The organism is Arthrobacter sp. AQ5-05, assembly GCF_003287975.1.
Lineage (GTDB): Bacteria > Actinomycetota > Actinomycetes > Actinomycetales > Micrococcaceae > Paeniglutamicibacter.
In genome coordinates, this window is the sequence record NZ_QMKQ01000033.1 from 18,542 (window position 1) to 37,377 (window position 18,836).

The following is an 18,836-nucleotide window of genomic DNA, read 5'->3' on the forward strand; positions in this document are numbered from 1 at the left end:
GGATGCTACCGCGCCGCTATCCGCACCCAGATTCTCCCCATGGCTAGCCGCGAGGCAACCATACTCCGATGCGCGGCGGTCCGGTGAGGTGCAAGCTTTCTTCACCCCTCCTACCGGAGTATGCTCCACGCCCGGTGTCATCCACGCGTTCTCCGCATGGGTCTGGTTACGTCAATAGCAAGGTTATTTTGGTCGGAGCAAGGCTCTTTATCGTGCATTTCTATGGGACTACCGGCAGACACCAATGCCCCAGAATCCCACGGAAGTACACTTCGGACCTGGCTGCAACTCTCAAGTCGAGGGCTAAACGTGCAATCCTGTTCCGTTGCTGTCCAGGCCCCGCATCGTCTAGGTCGCTGAATCCTCGAGCGACACTCACCTTAAAAAGTATTGCCAGTAATACAAGTATTACTTGTCTTACTGGCAATACTTTCCTTACAAGGCTTGTAAGGAAAGTGAAGCAATGAACCAAACGCACACGCCCGACGGGCTTTCTGCCGCTTACTTAGGATTTCATTTTTGGAACGGACGCCCAGATCGAAACGCTCCAGATAGAGGTCCAATACGTTCACCGTTATTGAACTCGTCAGCTAGTCCAGCAAGTTTTTCTTCTATCGCCGCTGAGATGAGGCTAGCAAGAGAACGATAACCTGATTGGTGTGCTTGAGACATCAACACTGCCGCACGAGCTCGATCAATAAGCTCAACATCGGCGCTAAAAGTCACCGGCTTCTTTGTAGTAACTTTTTCGACCGGGGGAGTCGTCTCCTTACCGGCAGATTCTTGCGTTGTTCCCGTAAAGATTTCTTCTCGTTTGACTTCTAGTTGTGGCCGGACTGTCGCTGCACCTGGTCGCTTGCGTTCGGGCCTACTCACTTGGTCACCTCAATCTTGGTAAGGAACGAAACTGCCAGTTCATCAAACATTTCAGTCATTCTTTTTCCAGCTACAGTCTTGTATTCCGAAACCGATGCCCCAGCAGCGGCTGCTTCTTTGATAACGGCCCTCTCGGGGATCACCGGTTCCAGGATTTCACTTTCGCCAACCAACTCACGGAGACCATCCATCTGGAATACGTGTTCGTTGAGGTTCTTGTGAAGGTTGACGATCACACCGGCAAATCTAAGGGCTGGGTTTGCGATGTCTTCGGCGTGTTCTTCCACAAACGATCTAAAGCGCGTCATTCCTTCAACCGAATCAAATTCCGGCTGGGTGACGCACACTGCCGCGTCAGATGCAGCCAGTGCCATTTGCGTTAGGTGGCCCAGCGAGGGGGGAGTGTCAATGAGAACTATGTCGTACGTATCAGTCCAGCCCGCCAGCGCTTTGCGCAACCTCCGAACGGCTCCGACTGTCGCGGCTTCGCTAATCCTGTTCTCCAAGTCGACTCGCGCGGGTAGCAAATCGACACCAATACCGCTATCAAGCAAATCGGCTTCTACGAGGGCGCCAGCCCCATTGCCTTCATGGGCGTCACGAAGTGCATCACCGATGGTGGGTGAAGGATTTTCATAGTTGTCTTCCCACCCTAGCTGCCGGCTTGCGTTTCCTTGGGGGTCCAAGTCAACAACCAGCACGGAACGGTTAGCCCTGGCAAGTGATGCAGCAAGCTGTACCAGAATCCCGGTCTTGCCGACCCCGCCCTTATTATTGCCAATCGTGATTATCACGGAGAACCTTTCGTAGTACTTGCATTAAGTGTATTGCTTGTTACACAAGTAATACAAGCATTGCTTGTGTTAGTGATGAGCTGTGGGTCGTGGAAAGGCAGTGCTTTCGGCGGGAAGCCATCTACAAACCCGACAGTGAGGACCATCGGTACAGTGGTTGGCGGTATGCGTGTGGATATGGTCCTCGCTGTCGGATTCGATCAAGCAAACGCACAGCAGCAATGCAGCTCTTATGGAGACTATTCACCATTCAATGTCTGTCGAGGCATCCAGCGGCTTCCTTTCGGATATTTCCCGTACGGCTGTTAGTTGGCCGGCTTGTTTGACGTTCTGGGGGAAGTGGAGCTGGGTGCGTTGTTCGAGCTCGTCCATGGTGATTTGGTAGACCCGGAACTCGTCCAGGGCCAAAAGTGCCCGCAGATGGTCAAGGTCCTGGGTCAGCAAGAACGCCCGAGCTTTCAGTGTGCCTTGGTTTTGGTAGGCCAGTAGTTTCCAGTATTCGGAGGGTAGGGCGACGCCACGGTATATGCGGTCGTCGGGGTGGAGGACCGGGCCGCCAAAGACGCTGGCTCGCAGGTCTTGGACTGCGACGTCTTCGTAGAGGGCGTTTTCGAGGCGGCCCCAGATTCCGTTTTGTTTGCTTTGGTTGAAGTCGTCCATTTGTGGGGTGATGTTGGTGTAGTAGAAGGAGTCTTGGTTGGCTTGTTGGGCTTCGGGGAGGGGTCCCCAGGTGAGGTCGGCGCGTCGGGCGATGTGGCCGCGGTCCAGCCGGTTGCCGCTGTACAGTTCGTTGCCGATTTGGGAGTCGGAGGCGAGTCGTGGGTCTTTGGTGAAGGTGAGGTTAGTGCGGCTGAGTAGTTTGATGGTGGCTCCGTCGATGTTCCAGGCGACCCAGCGGGCGAAGCGCCGGGTTTTGCTCAGGGACAGGGAGAAATGCGTGTAGGGGATGACCTCGGTTTCTTCCCAGAGGACTGCATCGTCTTGGATGCTGGGGTCCAAGGTGGGGACTTCGATGCGGGAACCTAGAAAATCCGGGTCGTACCCAGTGCGGGGGGCTTTTGGGATGGATTTGTGTGTATCGGTGGTCATCCTGGTCGCCGCTTTCCTCGATAGCAAGTGTGCACCGCATCTAATGCTGATGCCCTTACGGTAGGCCCTGCCACTGGGTTTTCGTAGTGTCGATGTTCTTCTTTGCTGTCGATTTCGCACGTGATGTTTCTGCCCGGGAGCCTGGCTTGCCACGTCGCGAGCCACGGTGAGGCCATCGTGAAAACTATCTTCAGGGTAAGCCGAGCCTTCGTGCTCGAGCCTTGGATCCCGTGGACTGGTTGTCATGGCTGAAAAAACCCAGCGTCCCCTGCGGGTGGGCCGGGTCGGTGGGTCTTGGGCCATGGGGAACTGTGCCGAAGGGTCCACTGCTTTTACGGTCGTTACGGCGCGCGGCAAAACCGTAGCGTCGGATATTCCATTTTTCACTAACCACCCTATTTCTGCCGGTTTTGTCGTAGGGCTCTGATTTGGGCGAGGGCGACGATTTTGGCGGGGGAGTCTTGGCCAATGCGGGTGGCGCGTTCTGCTCGTTCTTGGAGTAGTCGTGCGGTGTTGCGGGCGGCTTGGGCGCGGCGTTCGAGTGCTTCGGCGTTGGTGCGTTGGTCGCGGGAGCGTAGGGGTTCTCCGGTGTGGGTGCGCCACGCCGCTAGGCGTGTGCGCATCCATCCTCGGAGGCGTGGTGCGTAGTCGCTGGTGGGGATTCCTGAGTAGGGCCAGGGGGTTCCGTTGGGTTGGAAGTCTAGTGCGTGGTGTAGGTCTGCGACGGTCCAGCCGGCTAGGAGGAAATCGCGAATGGTGGAGGCGACGTCTTTGGTGCTCATGGGGCGTAAGAGGAAGATTCGGCGACGTAGCTCCGAGGCTGCGGCAAGACGCTGCTTTTTCGATGCTGTCGTTTTGTGGGTGGGCCAGTTCAGTTCTGGACGATAGGGGGTTTGGTGGGCAGATGCGGCGTAGCCGCCTGATGTGTTTTCAGCCGGCGTAGCCGGTCCGTCAAGGTTTGTTTCTCGTGCGCGTGTATGGGTTTCTTTTAAGTTCTTAAGGTGAGAACCGCCTAAGGCGGGAGGGGTGCCAAATTCATCCACACTGTCGGAGCTGGTTGGTGTGATGAGGGTGAGGGGTGAGGGGGTGCACAGGACGTAGACGGCGGCTTCGTTGGTTTGTTTTCCGTCGGGGCCTTTGGTGGCGTAGGGGGCGCTGCGGCCGCTGGCTACGACGCCGAGTAGTCCCCAGTTTTGGAGGGTTTTGAGGGCTCGTGCGATGGTTCTGCGGCTGACGCCTACGATTTCGGCGAGGTAGTCCCAGCCGGGGCGGGTGGTCATGGTTTCGTAGTCTGCGCGTTGGATGAGGGTGCGCAGGACGTTGTGGAGTGTGCGCTGCGCGGAGGCGTAGCGGCGGGCGTATTGGGGGTGTTCGAGGAGGGCGCGTAGGACGTGGGTGCCGTGTGCGGCTCGTGTGGCGCCTGGGGGTACGGCTCGTAGGACGGTGTTGCGGTCCGATTCTTTGTGCCGAGAGACACGACGCGTGCGGCGCGTGAGGGTTGTTGGTTCTTGGGCAAGACTGTGTAAAATAGCAGACACAAGGCTCCTGTAAAAGGGTGTGTTTGTGGGAGCTATTCACTCGTGACCCGCCAAGATCTGAGAGTGGATAGCTAGATAACTTGAGTGAAGGCCCGTCTAGTACGGGCCTTCTTCAATTTAAGAAACGTGCTTGATTGGCAGCGCTCCTTGACCTGAGAGTTTGTCTAAATCAATGGTGGACAACTTTTCGTTGATCATTTCTGCGATGAACTGGCTAGCGGAAATTCCCATTGCGTCGGTAACGGCAAAGAGCTTTTCAGCATCCGGCATAGGCACGCGGGTAGTAAACACGTGTCGGTCGCCTTTGGAAGGGCGGCCCCCAACGGCACGTTTCTGAATCATCATGACTGAAACTTACCCTTTCTGAAACGCCCAGGGCAAGACTGGCCGGGGCGTGTCGCGAGATGCCTACAATAGTCATCCAATCCGTAAGGCGGACTGCCTGATTCGAGAAGTATCGTACTTTCGCAGTGCCATCCAGGCCGAGACAAGGCCCGCGATAACCAAGAGGGCCGTGATTCCGCTGAGGATCTGGCCAAAGTCATACAGTCCGTCGATGGCCAGGCCGGCAACCATGAGCACGGCCCGAACGATTGCCAAACCGAACCCGGCAGCTAAGAGGGCCGAGGCTACTTGCCTGAGCCTCTGTGGGGGGGTGCGTGCATCCCTGAGCAGCGGGCCGATGAGCAAGGCGCCCAGGTAGCCGATATAGGCCACGATCACGGTGTTGTAGGCCAACACCAGCGGGTCATCGATATAGGCGCCCAGGCCCGGTGAAGCCTCCGGGGTGTCGGTGAAGGCGAACAGGATCAAGGCGAGCACGAAGGTCAGAACCAGGATGGTCTTGCCGGAAATCCCTGCCGTGAGTCGCAGGACGCGGGGGTTTCGCAGGGCACTCGCGATTTCACAGACGAGGATGTTGATGGCCAGAAGCAGAGCGAGTTTTGCGAACAGGTCAGTAAAATTCGTGCGCAGAAACAAGCCGTCCACGAATGCATAGACCGCTGGGAGCATCAGGCCGAAGGCAACGGCGGCACAAAGACCGCTGAGGAAGATCGATTGGTTGAGGCTGTGGGACAACCCCGGTATTCGTGTCAGCGTCAGTACTGCGCTTACGAGGACAACTACAAAAAACAGTATTTCCATTACCCTAGGGTCTCCAAAAAATTGACTGCGGCATTTTCTGCATCGATCTTCCTCTTTGTCTGGCGCCTGAGAGACTCCAAACGGTCCGAGACCAGATCGATTAGTTCTACGTCCCCAAGTTCGGCTAGAGCATTTTCGCGCCCATACAACGGCCAGTCTGCTTCCTGGTCCGTGACCATGCCGGCAACGACCAATCCGTTGGCGCTGGATACCCCGGCAAACCGTGAAGCCAGTATGGCCAGTGCCGGATCGAGCCGGTTTTCAGCCAGCTGTGTCGATAGGTTACTCGGCGCAATGCCGCCGTGTTCGGAAATGTGCTGCCGGATGCCACCCGGGTCAATTGCATCCAGCCAGTTCCGCACCGAATCATCAAAGGGGATCGGTGCCATCGGAACCCCTCCCAGGCTTAGGGCAAAGTCCGATCGGATACGCGACATCAGGTGCACGAGCGCATCAACATACGAGACCTGGCTTAGCAGCTCGGCATCCGTGACAGGTTTCCGTTCCTGCCCCAGGGCGGCATAGGGCTCAAAGGCACCCAGCACATCCAGGGGATTCAGGTGTGCAGCTCGGGCGGCCGCGATCACCGTGGACACGGCAATACGCCCCCTGATTCGCTGGTTGTGCAGGGTGGTCCGTTTCATGCCAAGCAATTTGCTTAGCTGGGAGGCTCCATCGGGCAGGCCTGCGGTGGCAAGCCATTCGTTGAAGGAACGGGCTGAGATAGACACGGGCGGTCCTTAATCGAGTGTGGTGTTCCTTCCCATTGTCGCTCATCGGGCATAACCAAGTGTGTCACAATAAAATAAATACTAACAAGATGTTAGGGTTGGGTCACAAGGGGGGCCTCGGTCGCTCCCTTGCCGATGGATGACCGGAGGCTATTCGCCATGCAAGTACTTGAGCAGCAGCTTCGCAGCGATCGACAGTTGCGCCCGATTGATTCGATAAAGAACGCGAACGCCTTGCCGCTCCTCCGTGGCGTCGGAGTCAACTACGCCATGGCTTTCGAGCATCACAAGGTGCCTGGCGACCGTGCGGTAGTTCGCCGACAGCGCCCTGCCCACATCCCCAGAGGTAACCCCTTCTTCGCGCATCGACAGGTGACGAAGAATCTCTGCACGCAACGGCGTCATGCCAAAAAGTTCGATCACCTCAGATGCCTCTTGTGAAGGCTCGGGTTTGGCTTGAACGTATTTGGGCATTCCCCAATTCTGCCAAAAATTCACGACGCTCCATCCACTGTATTATTAAATGATACAGTGACCCTAGTTCTCAAGACCACGCAGACCTCGGAGAAACCTCATGGAAAACTCGAAAGTTGCCGGAACCGCAGCCGCTGTCCTTGCGCTTTTCATGGTCCCCGTAGTGGTTTTGATGCTTTTGCTCATGGGCGGCAATACTGCCGCTTCTGCCGATAACGGAAGCTGCGGGGAAGAAGCCGAGGCACCCGTCGCCGAACAGGCAGGAAACACATCGGTTGCGGGCTTCTCCGGGGTTCAGCTCAAGAATGCAGCGCAGATCATGACTGCCGCCTCCGACCTCAAATTGCCTCTGGCAGCCCAAATCCTGGGCGTACAGACCGCAATCGGGGAATCAACCCTCAAGGTCATCGACTTCGGCGACTCAGCTGGCCCGGACTCACGCGGACTCTTCCAACAGCGCGACAACGGCGCATGGGGATCCTACGAGGACCGGATGGACCCACACACCAGCGCGAGCAACTTTTTCAAGGTCCTTCAGAAAGTCGAGGGCTGGCAGGATCTGGAGCCAACCCAGGCGATTCACCGGGTCCAACGCAATGCGGACCCCAACCACTACACCCAGTTCCGTTCCCCGGCCGTTCAAATCGTCAAGGCCCTCTCGGTCGGCGCGCTGGGCGAGGACCTGGATGAAAAGTTTCAGGACATCACCCCCAACGGCGACTGCCCCGATACCTCACCTGACGCAAAACGAATAGGAGACCTGGGATCAGGGGAATGGTCCAGTCCACTCCCTGGCTTTACCGCCATGACCAGCCCGTTTGGGCCACGTAAGTGCCCTGCAGGGGCATCGTGCAATTCCAGCGTTCTGGATCACAAGGGCATTGACCTTTCCAAGAAGGGAGGGGCCTCGGTGCTGGCTCCCACGGATATGAAGATCACCGTGGCCGAGCAGGGACAGGGCTGGAAATCCGCCTACGGCACCTACATCATCGCCAAGCAGATTGAAAAGCCCGGTCTGGTCTTCGAGTTCCACCACATGGTCCACGGCAGCTTGAAAGTGAAAGCCGGGGACACCGTGGCCGCTGGAACCCCCTTGGGAATCGAGGGAACCACCGGCAACTCCACGGGCGTTCACCTGCATTTCCAGATTGCCCCTCCCGGCACCCCGGCCAATGCACCGACCTACCGCACCGTGGTTGATCCTGCACCGATCCTGAAGTCCAAGGGAGTCTTTTCATGAACCACACCCAGACGTCACGACCGTTGAATCTCTGGCAGATGGCCGCACTGGGCGCGTGCGCCCTGTCGTTGTCAGGGTGCGGCCTTTTCACCGGACCAGCCAACGAGCCAGCACCACCAACGCCAATCCTTTCCGCTCCCGCTTCAAGCACGGCGGCCATGGTGGAGGCACCGAAGGATGTGGCCATCAAGGTCCTGGACCTTTTCGCCCGGCCCGATACCCCGGAGAGGCGGTGGTTCATCGACTTGCTGCCGTACCTGACCGAGGAATACGCCGAGGAAGCCCAATACATTGATCCGGCACGCGTGCCCTTGACCAAGGTCAACGCGAATCCCACCACCAGTCAAGACGAACACATGCCCCAAATGGTCATCGTGCGATTCAGCACCAATGACGGTCCCTGGCAAGTGGTCTTGGTCCAAGACCACGACGGGCAACCCTGGCTGGTTCAGGCCATTGAACCAGACAAGCCAGCTCCCGCCTTCACCCCCTAACGATCCGCCCCGACGACTAAAGAGGTATTCCCATGGCCATTGACCAGTCCCTGATCCAGAGCACCCCGGTCATCAGCGCGATCATCAACGCCGATAACACCGGCGTCCTGTCCGTTGATGGAACCGAAGAACAATTCACCGCCGAAGACTCGAACATGTTGCGCGCGCAATTGATGTCCCGGGTCTTCGAGGTTGCCCTGGATCATGGGCGCCCGGTACGGGTGAGCACAATGGATGAAAGCGGCTTGACCGGGCTGCGGGTATCACCCGACCGACAGGTTGAAGCCGAAGACACCGAAGAACACCAAACCCAGAAAACCCAAGCCACCAAGCCAGCTGAGACTGGGCACAAGGCAGTGCAGAACAACTCCTCAACCAAGACCAACGCACCTGCCGACGCGGCATCCAAGGCAGGAACCGAAACGCCGGCACCCCGGAAAGAGACGCCAGCAACACAGGCCCTACTGGAACCTGAAGTAGGTCCGCCCGTGGGTGTGGTGGAGGAGTCCCAGCCACCGGCTACCATCACCCGGCGGACCCTGCGGGACGCCGAATCGTTTCTCTCCCCCCACGGGGCGGCACGACCCGCTACCCAAGGAATCCGCGGATGGCTCTCCAACCTGGGCATCAACGTTCCTGCCTCGGAGAAGGAACTAATCGAACGAGCCGACATTGAACAGGTCTCCAAGCACTGGGCCGGCACCCGCACCATCATGGTGGCCAACCGCAAGGGCGGGGCGAACAAGACACCCACGGTGAAGAACTTGGCCGCGATCTTTGCCCTGCACGGAGGGGGAGGTGTGCTGGCCTATGACGGAAATCCCGAGGTCGGCACACTGGGCTGGCGCACCGAAAAAGGGGATCACCACTCCACGGTGTTGGACGTGCTGGAGAACAGTGAGCGGTTGCTCTCGGCCTCTGCAGTGTCCGGGGACATGGCCGGGTATGTTCACCACCAGAGCGCAGACCGATTCGACGTGCTGCGCTCCGATGACAGCTTGGTCGGCACGCACGTGATGACCGGGAAAGATGTGGATACCATTCACGCGGTCGCGGCAAAGTACTACCGCCTGCTGGTCATGGACTCGGGCAACGTGGACCGGGGATCGGATTGGGCACGGATGATCGCCCACACCAACCAGCTCGTGGTTCCCACCACCACGATGGAGGACCGCGCCGAGGCAGCCCTGCTGACTCTCAAGGCGCTGCATGAGCGTGATGAGCATGCTGCACGCCTGGCCGAGAACGCGGTGGTCATCATCTCCCAGTGGCAACCAGGAGAAAAGGCTGTAGCCGAGCGGATTTCCGAGGGGTTCCGGCCCTTCGTGCGCGAGGTTTTCACGGTTCCGTTTGATCCGGCGTTGAAGTCCGGCCGCATCGTCCACAGCGCCTTGTCTCCGGCCTCGCGCCGGGCATGGCTGCGGGCGACTGCCGCGGTGGCACAAGGGCTGTGAGCACCGTGGAACAGCACCTGGAAACCAGCCAGGACACCAATCCGTGGCTGGAGGCAGCACGCTCCATCCCAGCCCCGCCGGTTCCCGAGGCCAAACGATCAGCTCCCGAATCCCCGCTACTGGACGACACGGTGCAGGACAACCCTCTACAAGATGCTCCCGCTGTGGAAGTGCAAGCCGAACAGCCTCGTGCCGTCTTGGTCGCTGCCCATGGTGGCGCCGGGACCACCACGTGGTCCCACATCCTTGGGGCTGCGGATGGCGGCAACATCGAACACTGGGCATCCGAGCGCTGGGTCTCTGAACGCGCACCAGGTGATATTCCTGCGGTGTTGGTCTTGCGGGCCAGCGTCGAGGGGATCAATACCGCCAAAAGTCTCTTGGCCCGATACGGGGTCGATGCTTTTGCCGCCGCCTTGGTTATCCCTGCTGCACCGGGGAAGCTTCCTCGCAGGATCGCCTCCGAACTCCGGATCCTGGGCGGGGCCATCAGCCTCATCCATGCCCCTTGGATTCCGGCCCTGCTGCTCGAGCGCGCGGCCCATGCTGCACCGACTGATCTTCCCCCCAAGGAACTGACCAAACTCACCATGATGCTCGCCAATCAGGGCATCGGCACCCAAGGAGAAACGCTATGAACACGCTCAATCTGCTCGCTGGCCGCACCATCAACATCTTGGCTGAACCTAAGCCCCTGCCCGCCGAAGTCACCGATGCCATCGACACCGTCAAGCTCTGGGTCCAGGGCATCGGCGGTGGCGTGGCCGTCATCGGATTGCTGATCCTGGCGATCAGCTTGTTCTTTGCCAATCGGCATGGACAGGGCCAGGAGTTCATGGGCAAGGTCGGCTGGTGGATTGCCGGGGCCGTGCTCTTCGGTCTCGCTGGCGTGATTGCCCCGATCTTCCTCGGATTCTAGAAAGGCACGGTACCGACATGTCGGATATGAAGAACGAGCGGGTGGCTAACTCGCAATGGAAAAAAGCTACGTTGTGGGCATCGGCTATCGTGTTGGTTCTCATTCTCGGCATGGCCTTACTTGTCATTTTCACCGGTCCCAAGAAGGAGCCGGCCCCTGTAGCCGGCTCCCCGGCACCCTCCACCGGTGCGGCCACCACACCCCCGGCAGAAGAGGGCTGCAATGTGCCGGTGGGGGATACTTCTTCGACTCCGAAGATGCCTGATGATCTGCGTTGGGAAGCGAAGGATGGGTGGACGTGGCCGGTCTCGGACACCTACGGACCCACCCAACGTGAAGGTGAATTCGGGGTCTGCTATACACGCACCGCGATGGGTGCGGCACTGATGATGGTCAACGCAAACACCGCAATGAACACCGTGGGCTTCAAAGAAGCCGTCAAGCAATACATCTTGGATTCACCAGGCAGGGACGTACTTCTGGCCAAACCAGACGAAAGCAACGAACCTATTTCATACTCGGGTTTCATCGTCGATTCTTTTACCCCGGATAACGCCCAAGTAACACTCGTTTTCTCAACACCTGATACCTCGACAGGGTTCACTGGTCTACCTTTGTCCTTCCGTTGGGTTGATGGGGACTGGAAGCAAGTATTGCTGGATGACGGGTCCATGTTCCGTGGGCAAGCCATTGAACCTCAGCGTGGAGACTTCGTGGAATGGACTGGTACCAATGGCTGAGTGCAATGGTGGCTGGGCTAAGTGCAAGCTCCAGGAGGCTGCGCAAGATGCCTTGGTTCAAATGGCTGAAGCAATGGTGGGTGGCTGGGATTCGATGATGAAGGAATTCCTGACCTCTTGGCTGAATGTCGGCCTGCTCGTGGACTTGGAGGCAGGGTCCATCCAGTGGCTGACCGCCCAGCTGCAAGTGATCAGTATTTTCCTCACCGTTCTGGGCATCATGTTCGCCGCCATCTGGACGATGATCCACTACCGGGGGGATAAGGCAATCAAGCTGGCCCAAACCATGGCCAAGGTCCTCGTCGTCACCACACTCGGTGCCGCAGCGGTGCAGGTCATCATTGCCGGTGGAGATGCCTTCTCCACCTGGATTCTGGACAGTGCCGGAATCACCACCGACGCCCGACAAATCCCCCTGACGATTGCGGCGGCAAATCCGGCCATCGCGATCTTGGGCGGCATTTTCGGTGTCATCGCCACCATCATCCAATGGGGCATCATGCTCGTTCGCTCCGCACTGCTCCCGCTGCTGGTCGGCGTGTGGCCGGTCGCGGCCGCAGCGTCGATGATCGGTGGGGCTGACCAAGCGTTCTCGAAGATCACCAACTGGATTATCGCCTTTGCCCTGTATAAGCCGGTGGCCGCAATCATCTATGCCTATGCATGGAAAACGAAGTCCGGGGATGAAGGACTCGGCGGCATCATCAACGGGCTGGTGCTCATTGCTCTGGCCGTGGTTGCTTTGCCAGCGATGATGCGACTGCTCGCTCCAAGTACGTCCGCGTTGGGTGGCGCCAGTGGCGGGGGCATGGCCCTGGCCGGTGGTGCCGCCTTGGTTGGTGCCGGTGTTGCCGCTGGTGCTGCGGTGCTTTCCGGTGGCGGCACTGCCGCTGCCGGTACTGCCGGTGGTGCGGCCAAGATGGCTGGCGGTGCAGGTGCCGCCGGTTCATCTGGCACCGCTACCAGTTCAGCTGGTACTGCGGCTGGTTCGTCGGGAACCGCTGATGGCGCTGGCGCGTCCGGAGCGGGTGGAGGCGATGAGCCCACTGGCGGAGGTAGTGGCGGAGGCGGAACTGGTGGCTCGGATTCAGACTCTGATGCTGCCGGTGGTTCTTCCGATGCAGCATCCGAGGCGGTCGGCGGGGATGCCGACGGTGGGGATAGTTCGGCGGGTGGAACTGCCGGGGAAGCCATGGGAGCCGAAGGTGCTGAGACAAATTCCGGTCAAGATTCTGCCCCGGGGGCGGGTGCAGCGTCAGGTGCTGCAGGCGGGGATACCGCTGGCGGACCCATCGCTCCTGCCGGTTCCACAGGTAATGCAGATAGTCCGATGGCGGCCGATACCTCGGCATCAGGGACCAGCGAACCCACGAGTACGGACAGTGGTACTGCAGGGTCCGCTGCCGGGACCAACTCTCCAACCGGGGCACCGGAAGCCTCTGCCCCGGTTGCCGGTTCTAAGAACACTTCACCCAAGGCCAAACAAGCAGGACATGCCGCAGCCGCCTCGATGACACAAGCAGTGGCCGATGGGGCCAAGGACGCTGATGGAAAGGACGTGATTGGCGAATGAGTAACAACGTCGCACCGGAGAAGGTAGCGCAAGACAAGTTCGGGAACTGGCTCAAGCCAACTGCCCCGGGGCTTTTTGGGCTGAGTCTCGGTGCCTTGGCCGTCTCGGGCACCGGAGTGGTTCTGGTGCTGCTGGCCTTGGTCCAGGAAGCGTGGATGCTGGCGCTGGCGGTCCTGCTGATCACGTTTGTGGTGGTGTTCTTTGGCCTGGTGCGCTTTGGTGGCACCACGATCCTGGGCAAGGTCACCGACCGGCTCTCGTTGGCCGGTCGGAACCAACGCGGTGAATCGTTCTATGTCACCGGGCCCTTATCGACGTTGCCTCGGGAAGCTGCTCAGCGGTTGCCCGGTGCCCTGGTGAACGTGGATACCCTCTCCGGGCTTGATGGGCTGAACCGTGACTACACCTTGCTGCACCACAAGTCCGTGGGGAAGATTGCTGCCGTGTTCGGTTGCACCCCGGACGGGGCAGCCATGCAGGAACAAGCCGTGCTGAACAACCAGGTCGCCCACTACGGTTCCTGGATTTCCTCGTTGAGTGTGGATGCAGGTCTTTGTGGGGCCACCGTCGTGGTGGACTCTGCTTCCGAGTCCTCCGCCGGCACCTGCCAAGCCGTGCGTGAAGATGTGGCTCCCAACGCCCCGGTCTTCGCCAAAAGGGTTTTGGATGAAGCGGTGGGCACCTTGCCTGCCCGCTCCTCGGTCCTGAACGTGTATTCCACCCTGGTGTGGGATGCCAAGGCGCTCGGGGCCACCGAGAAGGACATTTCCCCGGCGGTGGCCGAGGTCGCCTCGAGGCTTCCCCAACAGTCCCAGATGCTCTCCCGCGCCGGGGCGGGGGCGCCCAGGCCCCTGGTCGAATCCGAGCTGGCCGAGATCGCGCATCTGGCCTACCAGCCGGCACGGGACCAGGAACTGGCCCTGGACGCATTGATGGGCTTGGGTGCGAATCGTTCCTGGGACCAGGCCGGCCCGGAGTTCTTCGATGATTCCCGCGGCCGGGTCGTCTTCCACGACGGGGTGGCCTCGATGACGTTGATGATGACCATTCCGCCCGAATCCCACATCACCGCCAGGTCCTTTGATGCGCTCTTCGGGCCCAATGCGAAATTCCTGCGCAAGCGGGTGGCGATCATGTATCGTCCGGTGGATCCCGGGACGGCAGCCAAGACGGTGAACCGGTTGGTGCGCAACGCGGATTGGAAGATCAGTACCCGCAAGGGCCGTGCGACCTCGTTCGATACCAAGAACAAGGCAGTGGCCGAGAAGACCGAACTGGAACTGGCCCAAGGCGCGCGCCTGTCGATGTTCTCCCTGATGGTCACCGTGACCTTTGAGGCGAACCAGGAGGCGTACCGCGATGCGCTGAACCAGATCAAGTCCCTGATGGGTCAGTTATTGATGCCCTACCGCTTTGTGGAGCACGCCGGCTCTGCCGCGTTCCACACCACGCTGCCGTTCGGGGTGCTTCCGTGGACGTACAACACCACCCCGCTGTGGCTTGAAGGAGTCCTGTCATGAAACCGGTACAGCACATGCGCACCTCCCGGGGCTTGGCCGGGTTTGGTGGTGGCCGGTGGGGCAAGGTGCCCCAGCCTCCGCAGTGGTATTCGACCTCGGCACAGTTGCCGGGGGTCTACCCCTTCGCCGCGGGCACCTCGAGGCCGAACATCGGGGCTCCCTTGGGCCGGGACATGCATGTGGGAACCGCAGTGTGTGGGGATCCGCAGACCTGGTACCGCTCGGGCCTGATTTCCTCGGCCTCGATGATGCTCTTTGGCCTCAATGGCAACGGCAAGTCCTCCCTGGGAGGGCGGTTCATGTATTCGATGGCCGCCCGCGGCATCACCCCGGCGGTGTTCGACCCCATCAAGAATGAACACGGGGATGCCGTGGCGGCCATGGGCGGCAACGTGATCCGCGTCGGCCCGGACAGCACCGACAAGATCAACCTCCTCGACCTTGGTGCCCTCGGGGATGCCGCCAAAAAAATTGGCGGCGTCCTGGGAGCGGAGATGCACCGCCAGGCCGTCGGCAAGGCCGTCGATGCGGTGTCCCTGGTGGTCCAGATCAGCCGCGGGACGCCCTTGTCGGACAGTGAGGACGCCGCCCTGGCCGAACTGATCCGCTCGGTCATCAGTCGCAATGACCACCCGTGGATGGGGGATCTGCTGACCGCGTTCAAGAATCCACCACCGGAAGTGCTCTCGGCCACCGTGTGCCAAAACGCAACGCAGTTCACCGACGAGTACCGGGCACTGCATTTGTCCTTGCGGGCGGTGATGTCCGGGCAAATGGGGTCCCTGGTCGGTGGGCGTGAAAGCGTGCGACTGGAAGTCGGGAACCCCGGCGGATTCTGCTTCGACACCTCCTCGATCCCGGAGTCCAACACCAAGCTGCTTTCGGCGGCGATGTTGGCGACCTGGAGCATCGGGTTTTCCTCCATCGACGCCCACTACGAGCTCTCCCGCCATGACCCCACCATCGCCTGGGGCGGGTACTTCGCGATGCAAGATGAGTTTTGGTATCCGATGCGAGCGTGTGAGGGGATCATCGACCGCGTGGACCGCATTGGTCGCACCAACCGCGGCAAAGGCGTCTGCGAACTGAAAATCACGCACTCACCCAAGGACTTCCTGTCCCTGCCCAATGCGAAGGACCGGGCCACGGCCAAGGGCTTCACCGAACGTTCCGGCGTGCTGGGCATCATGGCTCTCTCCCGTGAAGACCTCCACGATCTGAGCGAGGTTCAGCCGTTGAACGAACGGGAAATAGATACCGTGGCTGGCTTCAATGCCCCTCCGTCGTGGAAGCAGGAACGGTCCGCCGATGGGCGTCCGGTGCCACCTCCGGGGGCGGGAAAGTTCATGTTGAAGATTCCCGGCCGGATCGGCATTGCCGTGCAGATGACCCTGACGGAAACCGAACGCCAAAAGCACATCACCGACGAACGCAGCGTGAGTCATAACCACTTGGGAAACAGCCAACTGATGAGCAACCAAACCAGGGGAAGGACGGTGGGCTAAATGAGTGCACCAAATCGCAAGGGAACTTCCGGGATGACCGGCCAGGCTGTGCTGCCGTTCGTCCTGGTCGGCATCATCGTCCTGGTCCTCGGTGGTGGTTGGGTATCCCTCCAGCTCGGTTCACGCCTCGCCGGGAACCCTGCACCACCAACCGGGCTATCGGCCTTGTTGGAAGGCTTGCTGAGGGGCACCGTGAGCTGGCCGGTACAAGCCACCGTGATGGCCATCGTTCTGGTGGTCGTGTTGATAGCCCTCGGCGTCGTGATTGGCCTGCTGCTCAGTCGTCGCGGACTAGGTGGGAAGAAGCCACGAGTGGACAAGGCTGCACACCATATGGGCAAGGGCAAGGACATTGCCGCCTACACCCACAAAGGGGCCACCAAGACAGCACAACGTCTCGGGGTCCAAGGCTCACCCGGTGTGTTTGTGGGCAACGTGGTGGCCACAAGCCAACCGTTCTACCAGTCCTGGGAAGACTTGTCCCTGGATATCTGGGGGCCTCGCGTGGGTAAGTCAGCCTCCCGAGTGATCCCGGCAATCCTTGATGCCCCCGGCGTCGTGGTGTCGACCTCGAACAAGCGCGATGTCGTGGATGCCACCCGTGGTGTTCGCTCGGCCAAGGGCCCGGTGTGGATCTTCGATCCGCAGAAGATCGCCCAGGAAGAACCCACCTGGTGGTGGAACCCGCTCTCTTATGTCACCGATGAGGAGAAGGCCGCGAAGCTCACCCATCATTTTGCGGTGGCCTCCCGAACCCCCGGCGCGAAGTCCGATGCGTACTTCGATCCCAAGGCCGAAGACCTCATCGCTTCCTTGTTCTTGGCCGCTGCGTTGGGCAAGCTGCCGATCACCGAGGCGTACCTGTGGATCACCAGCCAGTCCTGTAAGAAGGCCATCGACCTGCTCCACGGGCATGACTACGAGCTGCAAGCCGCTGGCCTGGCCTCGACCATGAACCTGGCCGACAAGCAGAAGGACGGCATTTTCGGCACTGCCGAGAAGATGGTCCAGTGCCTGAAATCCAAGAACACCCTGCGGTGGATTGTCCCGACTCGAGGAGGTTCGGTGCTCGGTGACAGGCGCCCACAGTTCGACCCCAAGGCCTTTGCCGCATCCACCGAAACCCTCTATGTCCTGTCCATGGAAGGCGTGGGAACAGCCGCACCGCTGACCACCGCATTGACGGTCGCCGTGGCCGAAGCCTTGGAAGAACGCGGGGCACGGATGGGGGGCCGGCTGGAAGTCCCGGCTGTTTTTGCCCTCGATGAATTGGCGAACGTGGTCCGGTGGGCGGCACTGCCTGACCTGTTCAGCCACTACGGTTCCCGCGGAATCATCGTCATGGCAATCCTGCAGTCTTGGTCCCAGGGCGTGGAGCTGTGGGGTGAGCCGGGGATGCGTAAAATCTGGTCCGCCGCCAACGTGGTGGTCTATGGGGGCGGGGTGAAGGAAGATGCTTTCCTGCGCACCCTCTCGGACCTGATTGGCGATTATTCCTACAGCAACGTTTCCCAGTCCCATGGACGCGGCGGGGCCAGCAGTTCGCATCAGGAGGGCAAGGAACGTATCTTGGACGTTTCGGACCTGACGGAGATGGAACGTGGCCGTGCCGTGGTCTTTGCTTCCGGTGCCCGCGCCACATTGGTCAAGACCCGCCCGTGGTGGAATACCCCGCATAAGGATGCCGTCAATGAATCCATAGCCCGGTACGCGCCAAAGGCCGTGCCGGTCATGGCATCTGCATCCCCGGCAGCAGAGAATCCTTGGATCACTGCAGCAAGGGAAACAGGCAATGGATAACGACATGTTCTCCGAGTCCACCATCACGGTCAGTGGTTCTGTTTCGGATACGGAAAAAGCAGAGAAACAGCTTGCTGACGCACAGCAGGCACTAGAAAGTGTTGAAGAAGAAGTGCGTGCGGCACGGGAAAAGACCGGGGAGGAACTTTCATCCTGGCTCAAGGCAGCAGCTACCGACTCTTTGGCGCAGGCAGAGCGTAAGAGGACTCGTGCCGTGCAGGAAGTAGCCCAGGCTACTCAGGAAATGGCCCAGGTTCAAGCTAGGGAGAACTCACCCGGTCCTTCAGTGGAATCGGACTCCGGTGCTGCTTCCGAAGGACAGGAACCCGGTCTTGTCTACGCGACCTCGGAGGATTTCCTGGTTGATCAGCTTTTGCCGATGTATATCAGGATCATTGATTCCAGGAATGGAACTTGGTGCCGAAAGTGGTACCTGCATGCCGAAGCTTTGAGCCGCGTAGATGCACTGTGGAGGGCGTGGGAGCATTTTCGTCTCGACGGGAAGACGGGCATGAGTGTGTGGTGGCGTGATCACGCCGATCCTCACATGGCGGTGCTGCTGAACCAGAAAGGTCCGTTTCATCAATGCGACCTGGAAACACACAAGGACCCTGAACCCCTACCCTGCGATACGGCTCCACCGGGGTGGTTCCCCAAGGAAGGGGATATCCCGTTCCCTTAGTTCTGCATCCTGTTACGGATAATCTCAACACAGAATGAGAACTGTGATTACTTGTTAGTGCCGGTGGCCGGCCGGCATCACGCAGGATGCACTATAAAGGTTCACCGTCAGGGTCTTTCTAGAAAATTCTTCTTAGAAAATGCGCCAATAGGCCCTGATCGTTAGGGCTTTCGCCTGGGTCTTGCGTCCCAGCGTTGGGTGTACCAGGCTTCGCGGATCAGGCGCCGCAGGACGATGATGCTGTTGGCGAAGCTGATCATC

General features: G+C 59.7%; 19 protein-coding genes. 11 read left to right on the forward strand and 8 right to left on the reverse strand.

All coding sequences use genetic code 11. From position 1 onward, the window contains the following. Window positions 1-513 precede the first annotated feature (513 nt). The 8 genes from DQ353_RS21425 to DQ353_RS18595 all read right to left on the reverse strand — a co-directional run bounded on the left by DQ353_RS21425 (window position 514) and on the right by DQ353_RS18595 (window position 6,648). A complete protein-coding gene (locus DQ353_RS21425; protein WP_146755331.1) occupies window positions 514-876 on the reverse strand; it encodes a ParB family protein in 363 nt (120 codons plus the stop codon). Continuing rightward, on the reverse strand, window positions 873-1,670 hold the full coding sequence (locus DQ353_RS18565; protein WP_113764674.1) for a ParA family protein: 798 nt from the start codon (window positions 1,668-1,670) through the stop codon (window positions 873-875). Before DQ353_RS18565 ends, DQ353_RS21425 begins: the two co-directional genes overlap by 4 nt. 243 nt (window positions 1,671-1,913) lie before the next feature. Beyond that, window positions 1,914-2,669 (reverse strand): DNA/RNA non-specific endonuclease, encoded by a 756-nt coding sequence (locus DQ353_RS18570; RefSeq protein ID WP_286166906.1) that lies wholly within the window; start codon window positions 2,667-2,669, stop codon window positions 1,914-1,916. Window positions 2,670-3,154: 485 nt separating this feature from the next. Continuing rightward, on the reverse strand, window positions 3,155-4,039 hold the full coding sequence (locus DQ353_RS18575) for a helix-turn-helix domain-containing protein (RefSeq protein WP_113764676.1): 885 nt from the start codon (window positions 4,037-4,039) through the stop codon (window positions 3,155-3,157). 375 nt (window positions 4,040-4,414) lie between these two features. After that, the gene (locus DQ353_RS18580; RefSeq protein WP_255260369.1) at window positions 4,415-4,642 is read right to left on the reverse strand and encodes a hypothetical protein; all 228 of its coding nucleotides are present in this window, start codon (window positions 4,640-4,642) and stop codon (window positions 4,415-4,417) included. Window positions 4,643-4,714: 72 nt separating this feature from the next. Continuing rightward, window positions 4,715-5,443, reverse strand: coding sequence for a hypothetical protein (locus DQ353_RS18585; RefSeq protein WP_113764677.1), 729 nt, complete (start codon window positions 5,441-5,443; stop codon window positions 4,715-4,717). Then, window positions 5,443-6,174, reverse strand: a complete 732-nt coding sequence (locus DQ353_RS18590) for a hypothetical protein (RefSeq protein WP_146755332.1) — start codon at window positions 6,172-6,174, stop codon at window positions 5,443-5,445. The genes DQ353_RS18585 and DQ353_RS18590 overlap by 1 nt, the downstream gene beginning before the upstream one ends. Before the next feature lie 150 nt (window positions 6,175-6,324). Then, window positions 6,325-6,648: an ArsR/SmtB family transcription factor gene (locus DQ353_RS18595; protein WP_113764679.1), complete on the reverse strand. Its 324-nt coding sequence runs from the start codon at window positions 6,646-6,648 to the stop codon at window positions 6,325-6,327. Between the two features lie 100 nt (window positions 6,649-6,748). Between DQ353_RS18595 and DQ353_RS18600 the strand changes: the two genes are divergently transcribed. From DQ353_RS18600 to DQ353_RS22420, 11 genes are all read left to right on the forward strand, one after another. Beyond that, on the forward strand, window positions 6,749-7,888 hold the full coding sequence (locus DQ353_RS18600) for a M23 family metallopeptidase (protein ID WP_113764680.1): 1,140 nt from the start codon (window positions 6,749-6,751) through the stop codon (window positions 7,886-7,888). Next, window positions 7,885-8,382 (forward strand): hypothetical protein, encoded by a 498-nt coding sequence (locus DQ353_RS18605; RefSeq protein ID WP_146755333.1) that lies wholly within the window; start codon window positions 7,885-7,887, stop codon window positions 8,380-8,382. Before DQ353_RS18600 ends, DQ353_RS18605 begins: the two co-directional genes overlap by 4 nt. Window positions 8,383-8,414: 32 nt before the next feature. Then, window positions 8,415-9,836: a P-loop NTPase family protein gene (locus tag DQ353_RS18610; RefSeq protein ID WP_113764682.1), complete on the forward strand. Its 1,422-nt coding sequence runs from the start codon at window positions 8,415-8,417 to the stop codon at window positions 9,834-9,836. Next, window positions 9,833-10,474, forward strand: a complete 642-nt coding sequence (locus DQ353_RS18615; protein ID WP_113764683.1) for a hypothetical protein — start codon at window positions 9,833-9,835, stop codon at window positions 10,472-10,474. Before DQ353_RS18610 ends, DQ353_RS18615 begins: the two co-directional genes overlap by 4 nt. After that, the gene (locus DQ353_RS18620) at window positions 10,471-10,755 is read left to right on the forward strand and encodes a TrbC/VirB2 family protein (RefSeq protein WP_113764684.1); all 285 of its coding nucleotides are present in this window, start codon (window positions 10,471-10,473) and stop codon (window positions 10,753-10,755) included. The genes DQ353_RS18615 and DQ353_RS18620 overlap by 4 nt, the downstream gene beginning before the upstream one ends. A 17-nt stretch (window positions 10,756-10,772) precedes the next feature. Beyond that, the gene (locus tag DQ353_RS18625; RefSeq protein ID WP_113764685.1) at window positions 10,773-11,495 is read left to right on the forward strand and encodes a DUF8175 domain-containg protein; all 723 of its coding nucleotides are present in this window, start codon (window positions 10,773-10,775) and stop codon (window positions 11,493-11,495) included. 61 nt (window positions 11,496-11,556) lie between these two features. Further along, entirely contained in the window at window positions 11,557-13,068 is a 1,512-nt protein-coding gene (locus DQ353_RS18630; RefSeq protein WP_146755334.1) for a hypothetical protein, read from the forward strand. Continuing rightward, complete coding sequence (locus DQ353_RS18635) at window positions 13,065-14,588, forward strand: SCO6880 family protein (RefSeq protein ID WP_113764687.1); 1,524 nt, start codon at window positions 13,065-13,067, stop codon at window positions 14,586-14,588. Before DQ353_RS18630 ends, DQ353_RS18635 begins: the two co-directional genes overlap by 4 nt. After that, the gene (locus tag DQ353_RS18640; protein WP_181578498.1) at window positions 14,585-16,093 is read left to right on the forward strand and encodes a putative type IV secretion/conjugal transfer ATPase; all 1,509 of its coding nucleotides are present in this window, start codon (window positions 14,585-14,587) and stop codon (window positions 16,091-16,093) included. Before DQ353_RS18635 ends, DQ353_RS18640 begins: the two co-directional genes overlap by 4 nt. Then, the gene (locus tag DQ353_RS18645; RefSeq protein WP_113764688.1) at window positions 16,094-17,893 is read left to right on the forward strand and encodes a type IV secretory system conjugative DNA transfer family protein; all 1,800 of its coding nucleotides are present in this window, start codon (window positions 16,094-16,096) and stop codon (window positions 17,891-17,893) included. Then, window positions 17,886-18,575 (forward strand): DUF4913 domain-containing protein, encoded by a 690-nt coding sequence (locus DQ353_RS22420; protein ID WP_286166908.1) that lies wholly within the window; start codon window positions 17,886-17,888, stop codon window positions 18,573-18,575. Before DQ353_RS18645 ends, DQ353_RS22420 begins: the two co-directional genes overlap by 8 nt. The last annotated feature ends 261 nt before the right edge of the window (window positions 18,576-18,836 follow it).